The sequence below is a fragment of the Rhizobium sp. S96 genome (assembly GCF_030382195.1).
Taxonomy (GTDB): Bacteria; Pseudomonadota; Alphaproteobacteria; order Rhizobiales; family Rhizobiaceae; genus Rhizobium.
Map to the genome: position 1 here is coordinate 181,454 of NZ_JAUDRY010000010.1, position 17,609 is coordinate 199,062.

Sequence of the window (17,609 nt, forward strand, 5' to 3'; positions counted from 1 at the left end):
TCTGCCGATAGCGCCTGGGCGTCCGGTAAGCCGGATCCGGCGTACATGTGGTAGAATGCGGCCGCTGGCTTCCCATTGGGATCACGCTTGCCGCCAGCAAAACGGAGAGGGTCGTTGGACAAGCTCACGCTCTATATCGGCAACAAGAACTACTCCTCGTGGTCCCTGCGCCCATGGATAGCCATGACGGCGGCGGGTATTCCGTTTCAGGAGAAACTGGTTCCTTTTGATTTTGCTGCGGGCAATGCGCATTTCAGGCAGTTTTCGCCCACCGGCCAAGTGCCGGTCCTGCATCATGGAAGCCTTCGTGTCTGGCAGTCGCTGGCGATCATCGAATATGTCGCCGAGCTCTTTCCCGAGGCAGGACTCTGGCCGAAGGAACGGGATAAGCGCGCCGTCGCAAGAGCAGTCTCCATGGAGATGCTGGCCGGTTTCGGCGCTCTTCGCAACGCCTGCCCGATGAACATCCGGCGCCCAAAGGGCAAGATAGCCCTTGCCGATGGCGTCATGGGCGATGTCGCCCGGATCGAGACGATCTGGCGGGACCTGCGGGCGCATTCCGGCGGACCGTTTCTGTTCGGCGCCTTCTCCGCGGCCGATGCGATGTTCGCGCCGGTCGTCAACCGCTTCGACACGTACGAGCTGGTGACTGCCGGCGATACGCTGAGCTACATCTCCGCTGTCAAGGCGCATCCTGCCTGGAAAGCGTGGGAAGATGCCGCGCGCGCAGAACCGTGGATCGTGCCGGAGGATGAGGTTTGACCGCGGAATCGCCCGATTCTCAAAAAATAACTGTGGGGACTGGTCAAGCCCCTTCAAGGCATGTATAAGCGCGCAAAATTTCCGAAATCGCGATACGTCGTTTCGGCCGCCAGTCTGGCCGTTGGATATGTTCGCCCGTGAAGTGGAGTAAGAGAAATGGCTGTACCGAAGAGAAAAACGAGCCCGTCCAAGCGCGGTATGCGCCGCTCTGCTGACGCGCTGAAGGCTCCGACCTATGTTGAAGACAAGAACTCCGGCGAACTGCGCCGCCCGCACCATATCGATCTGAAGACCGGTATGTATCGCGGCCGTCAGGTTCTGACGCCGAAGGAAAGCGCATAATATTTTATGCGTTCTGCCTCAGCAGGCTTCAAGAGGTCGGCCCAGTGCCGGCCTTTTTGCTTTTCAGCGACAATATATTCTTTGCTATCTTGAAGTGATATGGCGGTTTGCGGCACTATTCTTCATCGAGGGAGAATATGCCGTATGCTCAAAGCTGTTCCGCTGATGATTATTCCTTTCATTCTCTATAATCTGGCGATGTTTGGATTGATGGGCAGTGGCGGTCTTCCGTCGTTGCAGAACGATGTGATCGTCCTTTCGATGATTTCAGGCGCAATGTGGAGCATGTCGCTCGGCGATCTTTTCATCGTCATCGCGCTCGCCGTGCTGTTCTTCGAGATATTGAAGGCGACCCGCAATGCCGGCGGCAACCTGGCAAATCATATGCTGTCGATGCTGGTGTTCATTGCTTTCCTGGTCGAGTTCCTTCTCGTTCAGGATGCCGCGACACAGGTCTTTTTCATCTTGCTGACAATTGCGCTGATCAATGTCATAGGCGGCTTTGCGGTATCGATCCGCAGTGCCGGGCGCGACGTTTCAATCGGGCTTTAGAAAACCCGCTCGGTGCATGCCTTCTGATTTGTGTCAGAAGTCATGCGAAACCGGCGATCGTTGCGTTGGACTTAGAGGCTGTCGAGCTTGCTTTGAAGCGCGCGCAGCTGCTCTTTCAGTTCATCGATGTCTTTTGCTTCGGCCTTGCGGCTTTCCTTGGCCGGCGGCGTCATGAATGGCGAAAACATCTGCATCGCCTGCTGGAACATCTCAGTGTTTCGGCGAACCTGGTCCTCGACCATCTGTATCGGCAGTTGCAGGTTCTTGCCGAGCGGCGTTTCGCCAAAGGCACGGGTCACCTGCTCGCGCATCTGCGTCTGCTGTTCGGTGAACGCGCGCATCGAATGTTCGAGAAAGCTCGGAACGACCATCTGCATCTGGTCGCCGTAATAGGTGATCAGCTGGCGCAGAAATGAAATCGGCAGCAGCGTGTTTCCTGTCTTGGATTCCTGTTCGAAAATAATCTGCGTCAATACAGAGTGAGTGATGTCATCGCCGCTCTTGGCGTCCTGGACCGTAAAATCCTCCCCCTTCTTGACCATCTCCGCCAGGTCTTCCAGCGTCACGTAGGTGCTGGTGCCCGTGTTATATAGGCGGCGATTAGCATATTTCTTGATTACGATCTGACCGTCAGTCTTCGCCATATTACTCTCCCGAAGCCCGTCTGTTTGTTATGGAAGCTCCTCCACTTGGAAGTGTAGACGCAAAAGAAGGCCGGTGACAATCTCTTTGTGCGATGCGGCAAGCCCTTTTGCGACAGGCATAATTTGGCGGAATGTAAGCGACTCCAAAAATAGCAGATAGATTATTGTCGTTTGACTTGGCATCGAAGCTTTGTCAGTTTCACTCATATGCGTGAGGCGCAAAGAGGAGACCGACATGTCCAATTCTTCCATCGTCATCGCCAGCGCCGGCCGTACCGCGGTTGGCTCATTCAACGGTGCATTTGCAACCGTTCCTGCCCATGAACTGGGCGCAGCGGTCGTCAAAGGTGTACTGGAACGCGCGAACGTCGATGCGTCGGAAGTCGACGAGGTCATCCTCGGTCAGGTTCTGCCCGCGGGCGAGGGCCAAAATCCGGCTCGACAGGCTGCCATGAAGGCCGGAGTTCCCAAGGAAGCGACCGCCTGGGGTGTCAACCAGCTCTGCGGCTCTGGCCTGCGCGCGGTGGCGCTCGGCATGCAGCAGATCGCGCTCGGCGATGCAAAGATCATTGTCGCGGGCGGGCAGGAATCCATGTCGATGGCTCCGCATGCGGCGCATCTGCGCGGCGGCGTCAAGATGGGCGACATGAAGATGATCGACACGATGATCAAGGACGGGCTCACCGACGCCTTCTATGGCTACCACATGGGCGTCACGGCGGAGAATATCGCCCGCCAATGGCAACTGTCGCGCGAAGAGCAGGACCAGTTTGCCGTCGCTTCGCAGAACAAGGCGGAGGCGGCGCAGAAGGCCGGCCGGTTCAACGACGAGATCATATCCTATATCATCCAGGGTCGGAAGGGCGACGTCACGGTCAATGCCGACGAGTATATTCGCCATGGTGCCACGCTCGATGCCATGACGAAGCTCCGGCCCGCCTTCGACAAGGAAGGCACGGTGACCGCCGCCAATGCGTCTGGTCTCAATGACGGCGCCGCAGCGGCCGTGCTGATGACCGAAGCGGAGGCATCGCGGCGCGGTATCCAGCCGCTCGCGCGTATCGTCTCCTGGGCGACAGCGGGCGTTGATCCGCAGGTGATGGGCACGGGTCCGATTCCAGCCTCGCGGAAGGCGCTGGAGAAAGCAGGATGGTCGGTCGGCGATCTCGATCTGGTCGAAGCGAACGAGGCGTTCGCTGCGCAAGCCTGCGCCGTCAACAAGGATCTTGGTTGGAACCCTGACATCGTCAATGTCAACGGCGGCGCAATCGCGATCGGACATCCGATTGGTGCTTCCGGCGCACGCGTCCTCAATACGCTTCTGTTCGAAATGAAGCGCCGCGGCGCCAAGAAGGGATTGGCTACCCTCTGCATCGGCGGCGGCATGGGCGTTGCGATGTGCTTCGAGGCACTTTGAATAACATGTAAGTGCATTGTGATCGGAACCGCGCAGCATAGCGCGGTCTTACAGGGGAGCGGAACATGAGCAGAGTGGCTGTCGTCACTGGGGGTACCCGCGGCATTGGCGCGGCGATTTCCGTGGCTTTGAAAAATGCCGGTTACACAGTTGCCGCCAACTACGCGGGCAACGACGAGAAAGCCAAGGCTTTCCATGACGCCACCGGCGTCCCGGTCTTCAAGTGGGATGTGTCCGACTACGCCGCTTGCGGCGAGGGGATCGCCAAGATTGAAGCCGAGCTTGGGCCTGTCGAGGTGCTGGTTAACAATGCCGGCATCACCCGGGATGCCATGTTCCACAAGATGACTCCGCAGCAATGGCACGAGGTCGTCAATACAAACCTGACCGGCCTGTTCAACATGACCCATCAGGTGTGGGTCGGTATGCGCGAGCGCAGTTTCGGGCGTATCGTCAACATATCGTCGATCAATGGTCAGAAAGGCCAGATGGGACAGGCGAACTACTCCGCCGCCAAGGCAGGTGACCTCGGATTTACCAAGGCCCTTGCCCAGGAAGGGGCCGCGAAGAACATCACGGTGAACGCGATTTGCCCCGGCTACATCGGCACCGAGATGGTTCTGGCCGTTCCCGAGAAGGTCCTCAACGAACGGATCATCCCGCAAATTCCCGTGGGCCGTCTCGGTGAACCTGAAGAGGTTGCGCGGTGCGTGGTTTTCCTTGCGTCCGATGATGCTGGGTTCATCACCGGGTCGACGCTGACCGCCAACGGCGGGCAGCTTTTCGTCTAGGCTCGGGGCTTTCGGAACCGGATCATCGGCTTGAGAAACGCTCTCGCTGCTTCTCGCGAGAGCGTCTTATGTGTTTGCAATAATGAGGCGCAGCGAGCCCTCGAAGAAGGGCTGGGTGCGCAAGTGCCCATGTTGCTTGTCCCATGTGCCGTCGTTCAGGTCGCGGCTGAGTTCCGCGACGAAACGCTCGGCGATCGATCCATCGACAAAACTCCAGGCGGAATTCGCCAGGCGAGCACCCGGATCGAGAAGCCGTTCGGGACGGCCATAGTACCCTTCGCCAAAGCCATCGGTGCACTGTAGCGGGATCGGCACCTTTTTGACTTCGACCGTGCCGCCCAGCAGGTCGGCGATCGATGCCATCGACGGATAGCGGCTCGCCTCGACCGCGATCATCTCGGGCGCATAGATCTGCAGCCAGCAGCGATACAGTTCATCGGGATCGCAGCTCAAGATGACGACGGGCCCACGCGTGACCCGGCGTATTTCGGCAAGCCCTGCTGCCAAATCCGACCACTGATGCACGGTGAATGTTGCCATGCTGGCGTCGAAACTGTTGCCGGCGAATGGAAGCTTTTCCGCGGTCGCATCGATTGCAACGGGAAGATGGGCCGGTCTTTGCGCGCGCATGGACGCCGAGGGTTCGACCGCCGTGACGGTCCGGTCGACCGGTTCGTAGGATCCGGCGCCGGCGCCGACGTTTAGAACGGTCTCGGCGTCACCCAGTGCATTTCTGATGAAATCAGCGATATGCGGGTCGGGCTGGCGATAGTTTGTGTAGTTGGAGCCGATGACGCCATAGTTTGCATCGCCGGCGCTTCCGTCCTTGTGCCTCATGTTCATATGAAATCCTTTGCTTGCTGGTTGACCGATCCGGCAAAGCTTCGCCATCCCTCGAAATCGCATTGATTCCGAAAATGATTGTGCGCCTGGCGCCGATGCTTTGCTCTGTTGCCGGTAGAAAACATCATGAAGCGCAAAGAGAAAACCGATATGATTGAACAGACAATGTTCGGAAAACTCACATGGCTAGGCGAATTCCCTCACTCAACGCGTTGCGAGCCTTCGAGGCCGCAGGTCGACACGGGCGCATGACGCTGGCAGCTGAGGAGCTGAACGTGACCCATAGTGCGGTCAGCCGGCAGATCCAGCATCTGGAGGACGTGCTCGGTGTCCCGCTGTTCGAAGGGCCGAAGAACAGGCTGCGACTGACAGATGCGGGATCGACGCTTCTCACTGGTCTGGTGGCAGCTTTCGACCAGATCGATCTGTCTGTGCGGGCCGTGGCCGATACCGAAGACGGGCCACTTGATGTCTCGTGCCCGGGCACTTTCACGATGCGCTGGCTCATACCGAGGCTCTATCGCTTCCAGGCGGAGTATCCGAATATTGATGTCCGTCTGACTGCATCGTCGCGGCCGGTCGATTTTTCGCGAGACGGGTTCGATGTTGCGATCCGCGTGGGTGTAGCCCCTTGGCCAGACGGGGCCGAGGTGATCGGGCTGTTTCCGGAGCAGACCGGACCGGTCCTTTCTCCTCTGCTGAGAGATGTCGTCTCCAGTCGCTTCGGTGGGATGTCGCTTCTTCATACGCGAACACGACTGCGTGCCTGGGACGATTGGCTCGCTCGGTCGGGCATTGCCGTCGATGGCGGTGCACGCGTGGAATACGAGCATTTCTATTTCATGCTGGAAGCGGCGGGTGCAGGGCTTGGCGTCTGTGTCGCGCCATGGCCCTATGTTACCGATGACATTCGGAACGGGAGATTGGTGGCGCCGCTCGGCTTCATCGAAAGCGGCCACGAGTATGTCGCTTTGCGGCGCGCGCGGCGCAACAGGAAGTCGAATTTGTTCTGTGACTGGTTGCGCGAGGAGGCTAACACCTTTTCGGCCTCCCACCCTGCGAAGACTAGAGAAGGGGGCGAGCACCCGACTATCTCAAGCACGATAGCAAACTAGACGCGGCGCGATATCGGTCTGAAAAGTGGCAGGTTACCGGATGGATGCCGTGTGATTCTCGTCGCGGCTGTCGGTCTGATGCGAATAGCCGCTGGACGGCGTGCGAACCTCATAAGGATGCAGGGAGGCTGCGTAAGCTGCGAGCGCGATCGTCAGGAATGCCGCCGCGCCAATTATTCTCGTCATTGTTGCCTCCCCTGTGCTGGTGACCGCATTCGTCGTTCAGGTCGGTGTCGATATTTGGGCCGATTTGAGGAAAGATTGAGTTGTTACGTCCTCTGTGGATGACGTCGCGCTCTTGCCTTCACGGGCACCCTTTGAAGCGCGGTGTTTTCGCCGCGCAGGGCGGCAATTGCCGTCGTAACGAATGCAGCGGCGCTCAATATCGCCACCGCCGAATTGAGGATGATCTGAGCCATGCGAGTATTCCCTTTCCAGAGCTTGGCGAGGTGTCTGTCGCCGTTCGCTGTTCATGAAAGGAATATGCGCCCGTCTCAGGCCGTTCGATAGATTGGCGTTTCGCAACCGACTGTCAGCGTGGTGTTGACAATCGGTCGCGTCCGTCAATTCGGCTTGCCGCTGATCCAGGTCTTGGTGACCTGAATACCGTCCGTGAGATGCACCAGGTCGGCACGTAGCCCCGGCGATAGGCGGCCGCGATCCTGCAGTCGCAGGAACCTTGCCGGATAGAGTGTTGCCATCCGCAGCGCTTCGGCCAGGCTCAAATCGAGATACGTGATTCCGTATCGGATGGTCGATGCCATATCCACGTCCGAACCGGCGAGCGTCCCGTCGGCAAGCACCAGCTTGGAGCAGAAGCCGCCCTTCTCACGCCGCACGACGCGGCCGTTGAGCATGAAGGTGTCGCTTTTCGATCCGACCAGCGACATCGCGTCGGTTACGAAGAAGAGCTTGCCCTCGCCGCGCTTTGCGCGAAGTGCGACGCGCAAAGCCTTTGGATCGACATGGTGGCCGTCCGCAATGATACCGCACCAGACGGCGGGATGATCGATTGCAGCTCCGGCCAGGCCCGGAGCGCGGTGCCCGATCTGGCTCATTGCATTGAAAAGATGCGTAACGCCGCGCGCGCCGGCATCGAATCTGGCTTCGGCTTGCTCGCTGGAGCAGTCGGAGTGACCAATGCTGACGGTGACGCCGGCTTCACTAAGCTCGCGCACCTGCCGCGCTGTGACCTGCTCGGCTGCCATCGTCACCAACAGCGTACCGATCGATTGCCTGGCTGCGACCAGGGCTTTGACATCCTTGTCTTCAACAGGGCGCATCAGTTCGGCGAGATGGGCTCCCTTGCGCGCGGGCGCAAGGTGAGGTCCCTCGAGGTGCAGCCCGGCAACGCCTCGATTGGCCTTCGCGGCTTCCTTCGCAGCCTCGATGGCCGCAGCCGTTGCCTCGCCGGTGTCCGTGATCAGGGTTGGCAGAAGCGACGTCGTTCCGTAGGGCCGGTGGCCGTCAGCGATGAGGTACATGGATGCCGTCGACGGTTCGTCATTGAGCATCCGTCCGCCGCCGCCATTGACCTGGGCATCGATGAATCCAGGCGCGAGGATGCCGCCATCCAGCAAAACGGTCTCGCCTTCCGGCAGGTCTGTTTTCGCGGAAATCGCCTCGACGAGACCATTGGCAACGAGAAGCGCCTTGTCGTCGTGGAAGCGCTCCCCGTCAAAGATACGAGCGCCGACGTAGATCTTGCGCGCCATCATATCGTCTCCGTCACCTTGAGCAGGTTCGCGGGCTTATCAGGGTCGAAGCCCTTGCGGCGGGTTACCGATTCGATCATGCGATAGTAGACCAACAGGGAAACAAGGGGATCGAGCAGGCCGTTGCCGGTGGTCGGCACCTGCAGATTGATGCCCGCCTGCGGCTTGGTCGAGAAGGGAACGGTCGTCGCGCCAAGCTTCTGCAGGCGTTCCAGCGCCTGAACGTTGTTGTCGTAGGCCGGATCATCCGGTGTGAAGGCGAGGATCGGGAATCCGGGTTGCACGAGGCGCATCGGGCCATGCATCAATTCGGCAAGCGAGAAGGCTTCCGCATGCAGTCCGGCTGTTTCCTTGGCCTTCAGTGCTGCCTCGAGCGCGATGGCGAAAGCCGGGCCACGGCCTGCCGTGTAGAGCGACGTTGCGTTGAAAAGGACATCTTCCGCCGCGCTTGTGTCGATACCGCTAGTTCCGGCGAGTGCTTCAGGAAGTTTGTCCAGCGCTGCGTGGAGATCGCGCTTGGCGCCGATTGCAGCCGTGACGCCGGAAAGCGCCGCAACGGACGCAATGAAGGATTTTGTGGCGGCAACGCTTTTCTCCGCGCCCGCATTGAGGCCGACGACAACGTCGGCCTTCTGGGCGAGCGGGCTGTCGGTCACGTTGACCACAGCGATGGTCGTGGCGCCGCCGCGCTTGGCGGCTTCCTGCAGTGCCACGATGTCAGGGCTGGCGCCGGATTGCGAAACGGTGAAATGGATGCCGCCCTGGAGGTGCAGCGGTGCGCCGTAGACCGAGGCGATCGACGGGCCGACGGAGGCGACCGGTACGCCGCAGGTGATCTCGAACAGATACTTGAAGAACGTCGCCGCATGGTCCGACGACCCGCGGGCAGCCGTGGTTACGACGCTCGGCGCCGAGGACGAAAACAGCTTGGCGATCTCTTCGAAAACCGGCTTTTCCTTCTCCAGAAGCGTTGCCACCACCTCCGGCGACTGACCTGCTTCCTGCAACATCAGCGATTGGGCTTCACTCATAGTCGTCTCCAATTCTCAGTTCTGCGACAAAATCATATGCATCGCCACGGTAGTGCGAGCGGGTGTATTCAACGACGCGCTGGTCATCCAGGCGCGAGATGCGTTCGATCAAAAGTGCAGGTGCGCCCGGCTTGACCTCTAGGGCGGTGGCCGAAGACGGATCGAGCGTGACCGCGCTCAGCCGCTGAACGGCGCGAACCGGCCGATGGCCCTTGGCCGCCAGTGCGTCATAAAGCGAGCCTTCTCCGGCGGCGTCTTCATTCAGGAACTTGACAGGGACGACCGACCGCTCGATGGCCAGCGGCAGCCCGTCCGCAAAGCGCAAACGGTCGAGACGAAGCACGGGTTCATCAAGCTGCAGCCCGAGAAGAAAGGCTTCCTCGGGCGACGGTGCGCTGACGCCGCGCGCCAGGATCTTCGCGGCTGGCACCCGCCCGCGTGAGCGCATGTCTGCGGAGAAGGAGTTCAGCCGCCAAAGCGACTGCTCCATTCGCTCGACCTTGTTGGACACGAATGTGCCACTTCCGTGCTTCGAGTCGAGCGTGCCGGCATTGAGAAGATCGCGGTAGGCGGCGCGAACCGTGACGCGACCCACCTCCAGCGCCTCGGAAAGATCGCGTTCGCTTGGAAGCGCGGCGCCCGGTTTCAACAACCCTTCCTGAATCAGTCCCGTCAGCGCCTGCGCGAGCCGCTTGTAGAGCGGGCCGGCAACGGTCTCGCCACGAAGGCCACGGCTGTTGAGTTCCGCTATCAGACTGGTTCTATCCATGGGCCAAACAATAGAACCTATTTGGAACCAATTACAAGGTGCAAAGCAATAGCCGCGGACAGAAAAACCCCGCGGTCGCCTGCGGGGGTTCAAGGTAGATCCTTGCGTCCGAAAAGCGGACGTCAGTTCTTGGAGAAGATGTAGTCGGTTTCCTGGCGCAGTACCTCGCCCGGGCGAAGGACCGCGTTCGGGAAGTTCTCGTGGTTGATGGCATCAGGCCAGATCTGCGTTTCCAGGCAAAAGCCCGCAAAAGGCCCATACTGGCGGCCATCGATGCCTGATACCGGCACGTCCATCTTGAAGCCCGCGTAGAACTGAATGCCGGGCTCGGTCGTGCGCACTTCCAGCGACACCCCGGAATGCAGGCTACGTGCGAGCGCGACGGAGCGCTTTACTGTGCGTTCAGCCGAGAGGCAGAAGTTATGATCGTAAAGCGCCTGCTGATCTCCATCGAAACGCTTCATCGGCGCCATTTCGCGGAAGTCGAAAGCGGTTCCCGCCACAGACCGGACCTCGCCAGTCGGGATCTGCAGCTCATCCGTCACGAGGTAGCCGTCGGCGGCAATCATGATGTCATGCTCGAGCGCATCGTCGCGTCCATCGAGATTGAAATAGGCATGCTGGCAGACATTGGCGAGCGTCGGCTGATCCGATGTCGTTTCATAGGTAACGGAAAGCTGACCGTTGCCGTGCACGCGATAGGTTGCCTGAATCGTGCAATTGCCGGGGTAGCCGCCGCGTCCGTCCTGGTCGACGATCTTGAGGACGACGTGATCGGTGTCGTGTTCGACGATTGTCCAGTTGCGCACGGCGATGTTGTTGCTGCCGCCGTGAAGATGGGTCACGCCGTTTTCGTTCAGATCAAGCTGGTATTGCTTGCCGTCCAGGGTGAATTTGCCATGGCCGATACGGTTGGCACAGCGACCGGGTGTCGCGCCAAAATAGGGCGAATGCGGGGGGTAGCTCTCGAAATTGTCGAAGCCCAGCGTGAGCGGCGCAACATGTCCGTCAAGACGGAGATCCTGGATCACCGCGCCCCAGGTAATGACCTTCGCTGTCAGCCCGCCGCCGATGATTTCAACCCGATGAACGGTTTCGCCCGTTTCGGTGTGCCCAAAAACTTCCCGCTCCAACATGTCCTCCTCACGACCGCCTGTCTGTTTTTCCGAGGCCCGGAACCTGCCCCCATTTGCCGCAATTCGCAACCGCCGTGCGATAAAAAAGAAGCGCCACCAGATCAATGGTGGCGCTCGATCTTGCGATGCAAGAACCTTCAGCTGTTCTTGCCGATCTCCTCGAGATCGTAGGGCGTCGTCTGGTACATCTCATTGATCCAGTTGCCGAACAGCAAGTGCGCGTGGCTGCGCCAGCGATTTTGCGGGGCAAGCGACGGATCGTTATGGGGAAAATAGTTCTGCGGCATCTTTATCGGAACGCCGGCATTCACGTCGCGGAAATACTCGTCGGACAGTGACGTTGAATCGTACTCGACGTGATTGAAAATATAGAGCCGCTTACCCTTCTTCTCATGCACGAGGCACACGCCCATCTCGCTCGATTCCATGAGGATCTCGAGGCTCTCCGACTTTTCGATATCGGCGCGGCGCACCTCAGTCCACCGCGAGACCGGGACCTCGAAGTTGTCGGAAAAACCGTTCAGGTAGACGGACGACGGTGCGAGGTTCTTGTGGCGATAGACGCCGAACGCCTTTTCCTTCAGTTCGTGCTTGGGAACGCCATGGAAATGGTAGATCGCCGCCATCGCGCCCCAGCAGACGTTCATCGTCGAATGGACGTTTGTTTGCGTCCAGTCGAAAATCTGCTGCATTTCGCCCCAATAGTTCACATCTTCATATGGAAGGGTCTCGATCGGCGCGCCCGTGATGATGAAGCCGTCGAACTTCCGGTGCTTAACCTCTTCCCATGTCTGGTAGAAGGAGAGGAGATGGTCTTCCGAGGTGTTCTTTGCCTTGTGGTTTCCGATCCGGACGAGCGACAGTTCGACCTGGAGAGGCGAGGCGCCGACGAGACGCGCCATCTGCAGTTCCGTCTTGATCTTGTTCGGCATGAGGTTGAGAAGCCCGATCTGCAGGGGGCGGATGTCCTGGCGAATTGCCGCCGTCTCGGTCATCACGCGTACGCCTTCCTGAACCAGGGTTTCAAAGGCGGGCAATGTATCGGGAATCTTAATGGGCATTGCGGTCACTCGACAAGAAAAACGAAATATCGCTATCGGTCCGCACGCGGCCCTTTAGCAACTTCTTTAACGTGGCTGCAAGCCGGCCGGCCAAATCACCACGGAGTGCATTAGATAGCGCTACTCAGCCCGCGAATCAATGTCCGAAACGGTACAGGACGCTTCCGGACGATAACTGCCGCATTAATGGTTGCTAGAATCTGTTGCTGGACAGGATAGAAGGCCATGTTATTCAGGTGAGATGGGTGGTTTAGGAAAGCAAATGAGAGATGATGTAAAAGGGAGGCAGAGCATCCAGGCGCAGGATCGAGTGGGTTACGAGTTGAGCCTGATCTATCGCTTGAAGGTGATGTTTGCCGCCTTCTGGAGTTCCCGCGTGCGCACCAAGGTCCTGCTTATCGGGCCGGCGCTGATCGGTGTCATCCTGCTGACTGCCTATGCAACGGTGCTCCTGAACCAGTGGAATGCGCCATTCTACGACGCCATTGCGCGTCGCGACCTGCCGGGATTCTTTCATCAGCTCAAGATCTTTGCCCTGATCGCCGGTCTGCTCCTGCTACTGAACGTCATTCAGGCGTGGTTCAACCAGATGACCGCGCTCTACATGCGCGAGGGGCTAACCCGCGATCTGGTCGATCAGTGGCTGCAGCGAAAGCGGGCATTGCGCTTGTCCGCCAGCGGGCTCATCGGTATCAATCCCGACCAGCGTCTGCATGAGGATGCGCGAAATCTTGCCGAAAGCACCACGAGCCTGATGATCGGGCTGGTCCAGTCGACCATCCTCCTGGTGAGCTTCATCGGCGTGCTCTGGGAATTGTCGAGCGGTTTCGTCTTTCATTTCGGCACGCACAGTTTTTCCATTCCTGGCTATATGGTTTGGGCGGCTGTCTTCTACGCAGCGTCCGCCTCCGTTCTTAGCCAGCTCGTCGGTCGCAAGCTTGTTCGATTGAACGCCGACCGCTTCTCCAAGGAAGCCGAGCTTCGTTTCGCGCTGATGCACGCAAACGAAAACATGCCGGCGATTACCGTCGCGCGCGGCGAGGAGAACGAACGGCTGCGCATCAATGGGGACATCAGCGGCGTGCTTGCTGTTCTCAGAAGGTTGGCGATGGCCAACGTGAACCTGACCTGGGTTTCCGCCGGTTATGGCTGGCTGGTCGTGGTCATCCCCATCATCGTTGCGGCCCCCGCCTATTTCTCGGGCGGCCTCACGTTCGGCCAGCTGATGATGTCGGTCGGCGCGTTTAACCAAGTCAACACCGCGCTTCGCTGGTATGTCTCGAACTTCGGGCCGATTGCCGAATGGCGCGCAACGCTAATGCGCGTCACCGATTTTCGTCAGGCGCTGACGAGCATGGGCGACGATCACAATCTCAAGGAAGGTATCGACTATGAGAAGGAGGCTTCCGATACGCTGACGCTCGACCGGGTGCAGATCGCGGCCAAGATTGGGGAAGAAATCGACCAATGTGGTGGCTTCCGGGTGCACGAGACCAGCGTGACCATCAAGGCCGGCGAGAAAGTCATGATCAATGGCGATCATAGCGTCAACCGACGCCTGCTTTTCCTGGCGCTTTCAGAAATATGGCCGTTCGGTTCCGGCAAGATCGGGTTGCCGTCTTCCGGTGAGATGCTTTTCGTTCCGCAGTCGGCCTACATACCCGGCGGCACGCTCCGCGAGGTTCTTGCTTTTCCCGAGCCGGCCGGCACCTACAACAATACCGACGTTGAAGCTGCGCTCGGAACGGCTGGGCTCCAGCACCTGATTGCACGCCTCGACACGCAGGCGCGCTGGGACAAGCTGCTCGACTCCGACGAACAGAAAGCCATTGGCTTCGCCCGTCTGCTGCTTGTCCGCCCGCGCTGGATCGTCTTTGACGAAGTGCTTGAAGGCATGGAGCCGGCGTGGCTGGTCACGATGATCAAGGTGCTCGAATCCATGCCCGAAAGCACGATGATCTATATCGGCCGCTCCGAGGCCTATGTCGAAGCGCTGCAGCCGCGCATCCTGCATCTCGAGCCCCTTCTGGGGAGGCCGGAACCGGTAGTCGTTGCGAAGGTGCCGAACTCGCCGGCGCCAGCCATCTGAACGACGCGCGAAAGCGTTCGCAGCATGGCTGAACGCCATGCTGAGGAGCTAGGACCGCCCGTCCTCAAATGGAAACGGTTCTATTGGCTCAAGGGAGTCGGATAGCCCGGCCGGCGCGCGGCGTCGCCCAGTTCCACGACCAAGTCGGCCGAGCGATCAGCCGGCCCGTTTCAACCAACCTGGTGGCTTGCTTCGCAAACCAGCTAGGGCTCGGTGTCTTTCCGTCGGGATCAGGCGATCGAAGCATAGCGCCAATTGATGGGACGAGCGTCCGTGGGTTCGGCTTATGCGTTCAACAGGCTGGCTGAGGAGCAGGAAGTGATCGCTCTGCGATCTCGTCCCTGAAGGATGATCCGGCTGCCGCCAGTTCGGCTGCAGCCGGTCGATGCCGCATCCGCGGCGGCTCGAAGCATAGGCGTAGGCGGCAACCGCCGTACGATTTCCTTAAATCGTTCGGACCGAACGGTTTCCTGCCTCTTGCTTTCTCACGTGAGTGCGGCTCGCAATCACGTGCGCGGCTTCAGGTTCTCCGGATCGTAGATCGGCTTGTAGCCGACGCTGACCACTTCGACCGGATAGGTCTCGGCGAAATATTCGACATTCAGCTTGCGGCCTACCTGGCAGTATTCCTGCGGCAGGTAGGCGAGCGCGATGTTCTTGCCGACCGTCGGGCCGTAGGCGACCGAGGTCGTGTAGGAGATGCGGCCGAGGCTATCGACCAGCGTCTTGCCTGTTTCCGGATCCATGACTGGCATGGAGCCGACGGGGTAGCGCTTGACGCCCTTGCTGTCGGTGTTTTCGGTCATGACGAGCGTGCAGAGCATCGCCGGCTGGTGTTCGCGGGCCTTGTATTCCAGGTGCTTGGCCTTGCCGCGGAAATCGGCTTCCTTGACCTTCGGCCGGGCGAGGTCTGCTTCCAGCAGATTGTACTGGGTGAGCAGGTCGCCGTTCTGCAGGCGCAGAGACTTTTCCATGCGGCGCGAGTTCGCGTAGGTTTCGACACCGAAGGGCATGACGCCGGTGGCGCGGAGCGCATCCCAGACGGCTAGGCCATCCTCGTACTTCATGTGCAGCTCCCAGCCCTGTTCGCCGACATAGGAGATGCGGAAGGCGGTGACTGTCTTGCCCGCGATCTCGATCGGCTTGATGGCCGCGAAGGCGAAGTTTTCAGGATCGAGCGCTGCCGGTTCGGCCACGACCTTCTTCAGCGTGGGCCTAGCGTTCGGGCCCCAGATGCCGATCGTGATGAACTTTTCCGAGACGTCGGTGATGGTCACGTCGAGACCGCGATCCTCGGCGACGCGCTTCATGTAGTGGAAGTCGCGCGGGCCGGCATCGGCGCCGTTGATGAGGCGGCAGCGGTCGGCCATGCGGATGACGGTGAAGTCGGCGCGGACCATGCCCTCGTCGTCGAGGAAGTGGGTGTAAATGCCTTTGCCGATATTGGCGTCACCACCGATCTTGGCTGCGCAGAGCCACTCAAGCAGCTCGACATGATCGGGGCCTTCAAGGTCGACCATGTGGAAGTGGCTGAGGTTGACGATGCCGCAATCCTCGCTCATCGCAAGATGCTCGGCGTTGGAGACGCGCCAGAAGTGGCGGTTGTCCCACTCGCTTTCACGCACCGGAACGCGATCGGCGTATTTCTCCAGCAGATGCTCGTTGGCCTTGTAGCCATGCGCACGCTCCCAGCCGCCGAGCTCCATGAAGTAGCCGCCGAGCTCCTTTTCGCGCTCGTAGAAGGGCGAGCGCTTGGCGTTGCGGCCCGACGCATAGGGTTCGCGGGTGTGGACGGCGGGGAAGTAGATCTTCTGCGCGGCCTCATAGCAGCGGCCGGCGATGAAGTCCTCGGTCAGCTGGTGCGGGTAGAAGCGGGAATAGTCGATCGAATTGTGGTCGATCTCGGTACGGCCGTCGGTCATCCAGTCGGCGATCAGCTTGCCGTAGCCCGGGCCGTCCTTGACCCAGATGGCAACGCAGTACCAGAGGCCGCGCACCTTCTGGCTCTCGCCGCAGGAGGGGCCGCCGGCGGCGGAGACCTGCAGCAGGCCGTTGAAGGAGTGGCCTTCATTATAGCCGAGCTCGCCGAGGATCGGCGTCAGTTCCATGGCCTTTTCGAGCGGCTCGAGGATCTGTTCCATTTCGAGATCGCGCTGCGAGGGCGAGAGGCGCGCCTCGTGCTTTTCCAGCAGTTCGCGCGGGTGGCACATGCGCGGATTGGTGGTCTCGTAGTAGCCCCACTCGATCTGGCCGCCTTCGGTGGTCTTCGGGTCGCCGGTGTCGCGCATATAGGCGGAGTTGCCCTGGTCGCGCAAAAGCGGGAAGCCGATTTCCTTGCCGGTGCCTTCGAACTCGTTATAGGGGCCGAAGAAGGTGAGGGGATGATCGACCGGCATGACCGGCAGGTCTTCGCCGACCATTTCGGCGATCAGGCGGCCCCAGAGGCCGGCGCAGACGATGACGTGATCGGCCATGATGGTGCCGCGATGGGTGACGACGCCCTTGATGCGGCCACCTTCGACGATCAGCGACTGGGCCGGCGTGTTGCCGAACATCTGGAGCTTGCCGGATTTTTCGGCGGCATCGACCAGCTTGCCGGCAACGGTCTGCGAGCGCGGAATGACGAGGCCGGCGTCGGGATCGAACATGCCGCCCTGGACCTGATCTTCCTCGATCAGCGGGAACATTTCCTTGATCTCAGCGGGCGAGACGTAATGCGCCCGGGTGCCGAAGGCCTTGGCGGAGCTGAGCTTGCGCTTGATCTCTTCCATCCAGGCATCGTCGCCGGTACGCGCGACTTCAAGGCCACCGATGCGGGAGTAGTGGCCCATCTTCTCGTAGAAATCGATCGAATACTGGGTGGTCCAGACCGAGAGATAGTCGTGTGACGTGGTGTAACAGAAGTCCGAGGCGTGGGCGGTCGAGCCGATATCGGTCGGGATACCCGATTTGTCGATGCCGACGATGTCGTCCCATCCTCGTTCGATCAGGTGATGGGCGATCGAGGCGCCGACGATGCCGCCGAGACCGATGATGACGACTTTTGCCTTGGTTGGAAATTCCGCCACGTGCCGGTTCCTTCTTGGTTCTTCGACGAATGTGTCACGCCACATCCGTTTTCAATTCTCACTCAGATCTCTTCGCATACAGACCACGGTATTGGGCAGCTTATGATCGTCATCGGGTCCACCTCCCGCGACATCGGTGTAGTCGCGCCAGAGTGAGGCCTGATCAAACCCGATATCGCCGATCACCTTAGCTTTCCGGTCAGTGTTGATGTGGCCGTCTCAACAGCAATCAACTTGTGCCATTTCAGGCTAACCGACCGCTGCCAGAACGACG

General features: G+C 59.8%; 17 protein-coding genes and 1 riboswitch. Of the genes, 7 read left to right on the top strand and 10 right to left on the bottom strand.

Annotated elements, in window-relative coordinates; translation table 11 throughout:
- The first annotated feature begins 114 nt into the window (after positions 1–114).
- The 3 genes from QTL94_RS13070 to QTL94_RS13080 all read left to right on the top strand — a co-directional run bounded on the left by QTL94_RS13070 (position 115) and on the right by QTL94_RS13080 (position 1,656).
- Positions 115–762 carry a glutathione S-transferase family protein gene (locus QTL94_RS13070; protein ID WP_289801953.1) on the top strand — a complete coding sequence of 216 codons (648 nt, stop codon included), beginning with the start codon at positions 115–117 and terminating at the stop codon, positions 760–762.
- A 156-nt stretch (positions 763–918) separates the two neighbouring features.
- Positions 919–1,104 (top strand): 50S ribosomal protein L32, encoded by a 186-nt coding sequence (rpmF, locus tag QTL94_RS13075; RefSeq protein ID WP_003543812.1) that lies wholly within the window; start codon positions 919–921, stop codon positions 1,102–1,104.
- A gap of 144 nt (positions 1,105–1,248) precedes the next feature.
- Positions 1,249–1,656 (top strand): hypothetical protein, encoded by a 408-nt coding sequence (locus tag QTL94_RS13080; protein ID WP_065690507.1) that lies wholly within the window; start codon positions 1,249–1,251, stop codon positions 1,654–1,656.
- Between the two features lie 71 nt (positions 1,657–1,727).
- Here the strand turns inward: QTL94_RS13080 and phaR are convergent, their stop codons facing one another.
- Entirely contained in the window at positions 1,728–2,300 is a 573-nt protein-coding gene (gene phaR, locus QTL94_RS13085) for a polyhydroxyalkanoate synthesis repressor PhaR (protein WP_289802138.1), read from the bottom strand.
- A gap of 235 nt (positions 2,301–2,535) precedes the next feature.
- Between phaR and QTL94_RS13090 the strand changes: the two genes are divergently transcribed.
- On the top strand, positions 2,536–3,717 hold the full coding sequence (locus QTL94_RS13090) for an acetyl-CoA C-acetyltransferase (RefSeq protein WP_289802140.1): 1,182 nt from the start codon (positions 2,536–2,538) through the stop codon (positions 3,715–3,717).
- A gap of 65 nt (positions 3,718–3,782) precedes the next feature.
- Complete coding sequence (locus tag QTL94_RS13095) at positions 3,783–4,508, top strand: beta-ketoacyl-ACP reductase (protein ID WP_065690503.1); 726 nt, start codon at positions 3,783–3,785, stop codon at positions 4,506–4,508.
- A gap of 66 nt (positions 4,509–4,574) precedes the next feature.
- On the opposite strand, the gene QTL94_RS13100 is transcribed toward QTL94_RS13095, so the two are convergent.
- The gene (locus tag QTL94_RS13100; RefSeq protein WP_289802143.1) at positions 4,575–5,351 is read right to left on the bottom strand and encodes a class I SAM-dependent methyltransferase; all 777 of its coding nucleotides are present in this window, start codon (positions 5,349–5,351) and stop codon (positions 4,575–4,577) included.
- A gap of 182 nt (positions 5,352–5,533) precedes the next feature.
- Between QTL94_RS13100 and QTL94_RS13105 the strand changes: the two genes are divergently transcribed.
- Complete coding sequence (locus QTL94_RS13105; RefSeq protein ID WP_289802144.1) at positions 5,534–6,466, top strand: LysR family transcriptional regulator; 933 nt, start codon at positions 5,534–5,536, stop codon at positions 6,464–6,466.
- 33 nt (positions 6,467–6,499) lie between these two features.
- Here the strand turns inward: QTL94_RS13105 and QTL94_RS13110 are convergent, their stop codons facing one another.
- The 7 genes from QTL94_RS13110 to metA all read right to left on the bottom strand — a co-directional run bounded on the left by QTL94_RS13110 (position 6,500) and on the right by metA (position 12,178).
- Positions 6,500–6,652, bottom strand: a complete 153-nt coding sequence (locus QTL94_RS13110; protein WP_289802146.1) for a hypothetical protein — start codon at positions 6,650–6,652, stop codon at positions 6,500–6,502.
- 83 nt (positions 6,653–6,735) lie between these two features.
- Positions 6,736–6,885 (bottom strand): hypothetical protein, encoded by a 150-nt coding sequence (locus tag QTL94_RS13115; RefSeq protein WP_289802148.1) that lies wholly within the window; start codon positions 6,883–6,885, stop codon positions 6,736–6,738.
- Between the two features lie 144 nt (positions 6,886–7,029).
- The gene (gene nagA, locus QTL94_RS13120; protein WP_289802348.1) at positions 7,030–8,181 is read right to left on the bottom strand and encodes an N-acetylglucosamine-6-phosphate deacetylase; all 1,152 of its coding nucleotides are present in this window, start codon (positions 8,179–8,181) and stop codon (positions 7,030–7,032) included.
- On the bottom strand, positions 8,181–9,212 hold the full coding sequence (locus QTL94_RS13125) for an SIS domain-containing protein (protein WP_289802150.1): 1,032 nt from the start codon (positions 9,210–9,212) through the stop codon (positions 8,181–8,183). The genes nagA and QTL94_RS13125 overlap by 1 nt, the downstream gene beginning before the upstream one ends.
- Complete coding sequence (locus QTL94_RS13130) at positions 9,205–9,981, bottom strand: GntR family transcriptional regulator (protein WP_289802151.1); 777 nt, start codon at positions 9,979–9,981, stop codon at positions 9,205–9,207. The genes QTL94_RS13125 and QTL94_RS13130 overlap by 8 nt, the downstream gene beginning before the upstream one ends.
- A gap of 122 nt (positions 9,982–10,103) precedes the next feature.
- The gene (locus QTL94_RS13135; RefSeq protein WP_289802154.1) at positions 10,104–11,117 is read right to left on the bottom strand and encodes an aldose epimerase family protein; all 1,014 of its coding nucleotides are present in this window, start codon (positions 11,115–11,117) and stop codon (positions 10,104–10,106) included.
- Between the two features lie 137 nt (positions 11,118–11,254).
- Positions 11,255–12,178: a homoserine O-acetyltransferase MetA gene (gene metA, locus QTL94_RS13140; RefSeq protein WP_065694590.1), complete on the bottom strand. Its 924-nt coding sequence runs from the start codon at positions 12,176–12,178 to the stop codon at positions 11,255–11,257.
- Between the two features lie 34 nt (positions 12,179–12,212).
- Positions 12,213–12,290: riboswitch (SAM riboswitch) on the bottom strand.
- Between the two features lie 150 nt (positions 12,291–12,440).
- Between metA and QTL94_RS13145 the strand changes: the two genes are divergently transcribed.
- Positions 12,441–14,267, top strand: coding sequence for an ABC transporter ATP-binding protein/permease (locus tag QTL94_RS13145; protein WP_289802157.1), 1,827 nt, complete (start codon positions 12,441–12,443; stop codon positions 14,265–14,267).
- Positions 14,268–14,773: 506 nt separating this feature from the next.
- Here QTL94_RS13145 and QTL94_RS13150 read toward each other — a convergent pair.
- On the bottom strand, positions 14,774–17,335 hold the full coding sequence (locus QTL94_RS13150; RefSeq protein WP_289802159.1) for a GcvT family protein: 2,562 nt from the start codon (positions 17,333–17,335) through the stop codon (positions 14,774–14,776).
- Between the last annotated feature and the right edge of the window lie 274 nt (positions 17,336–17,609).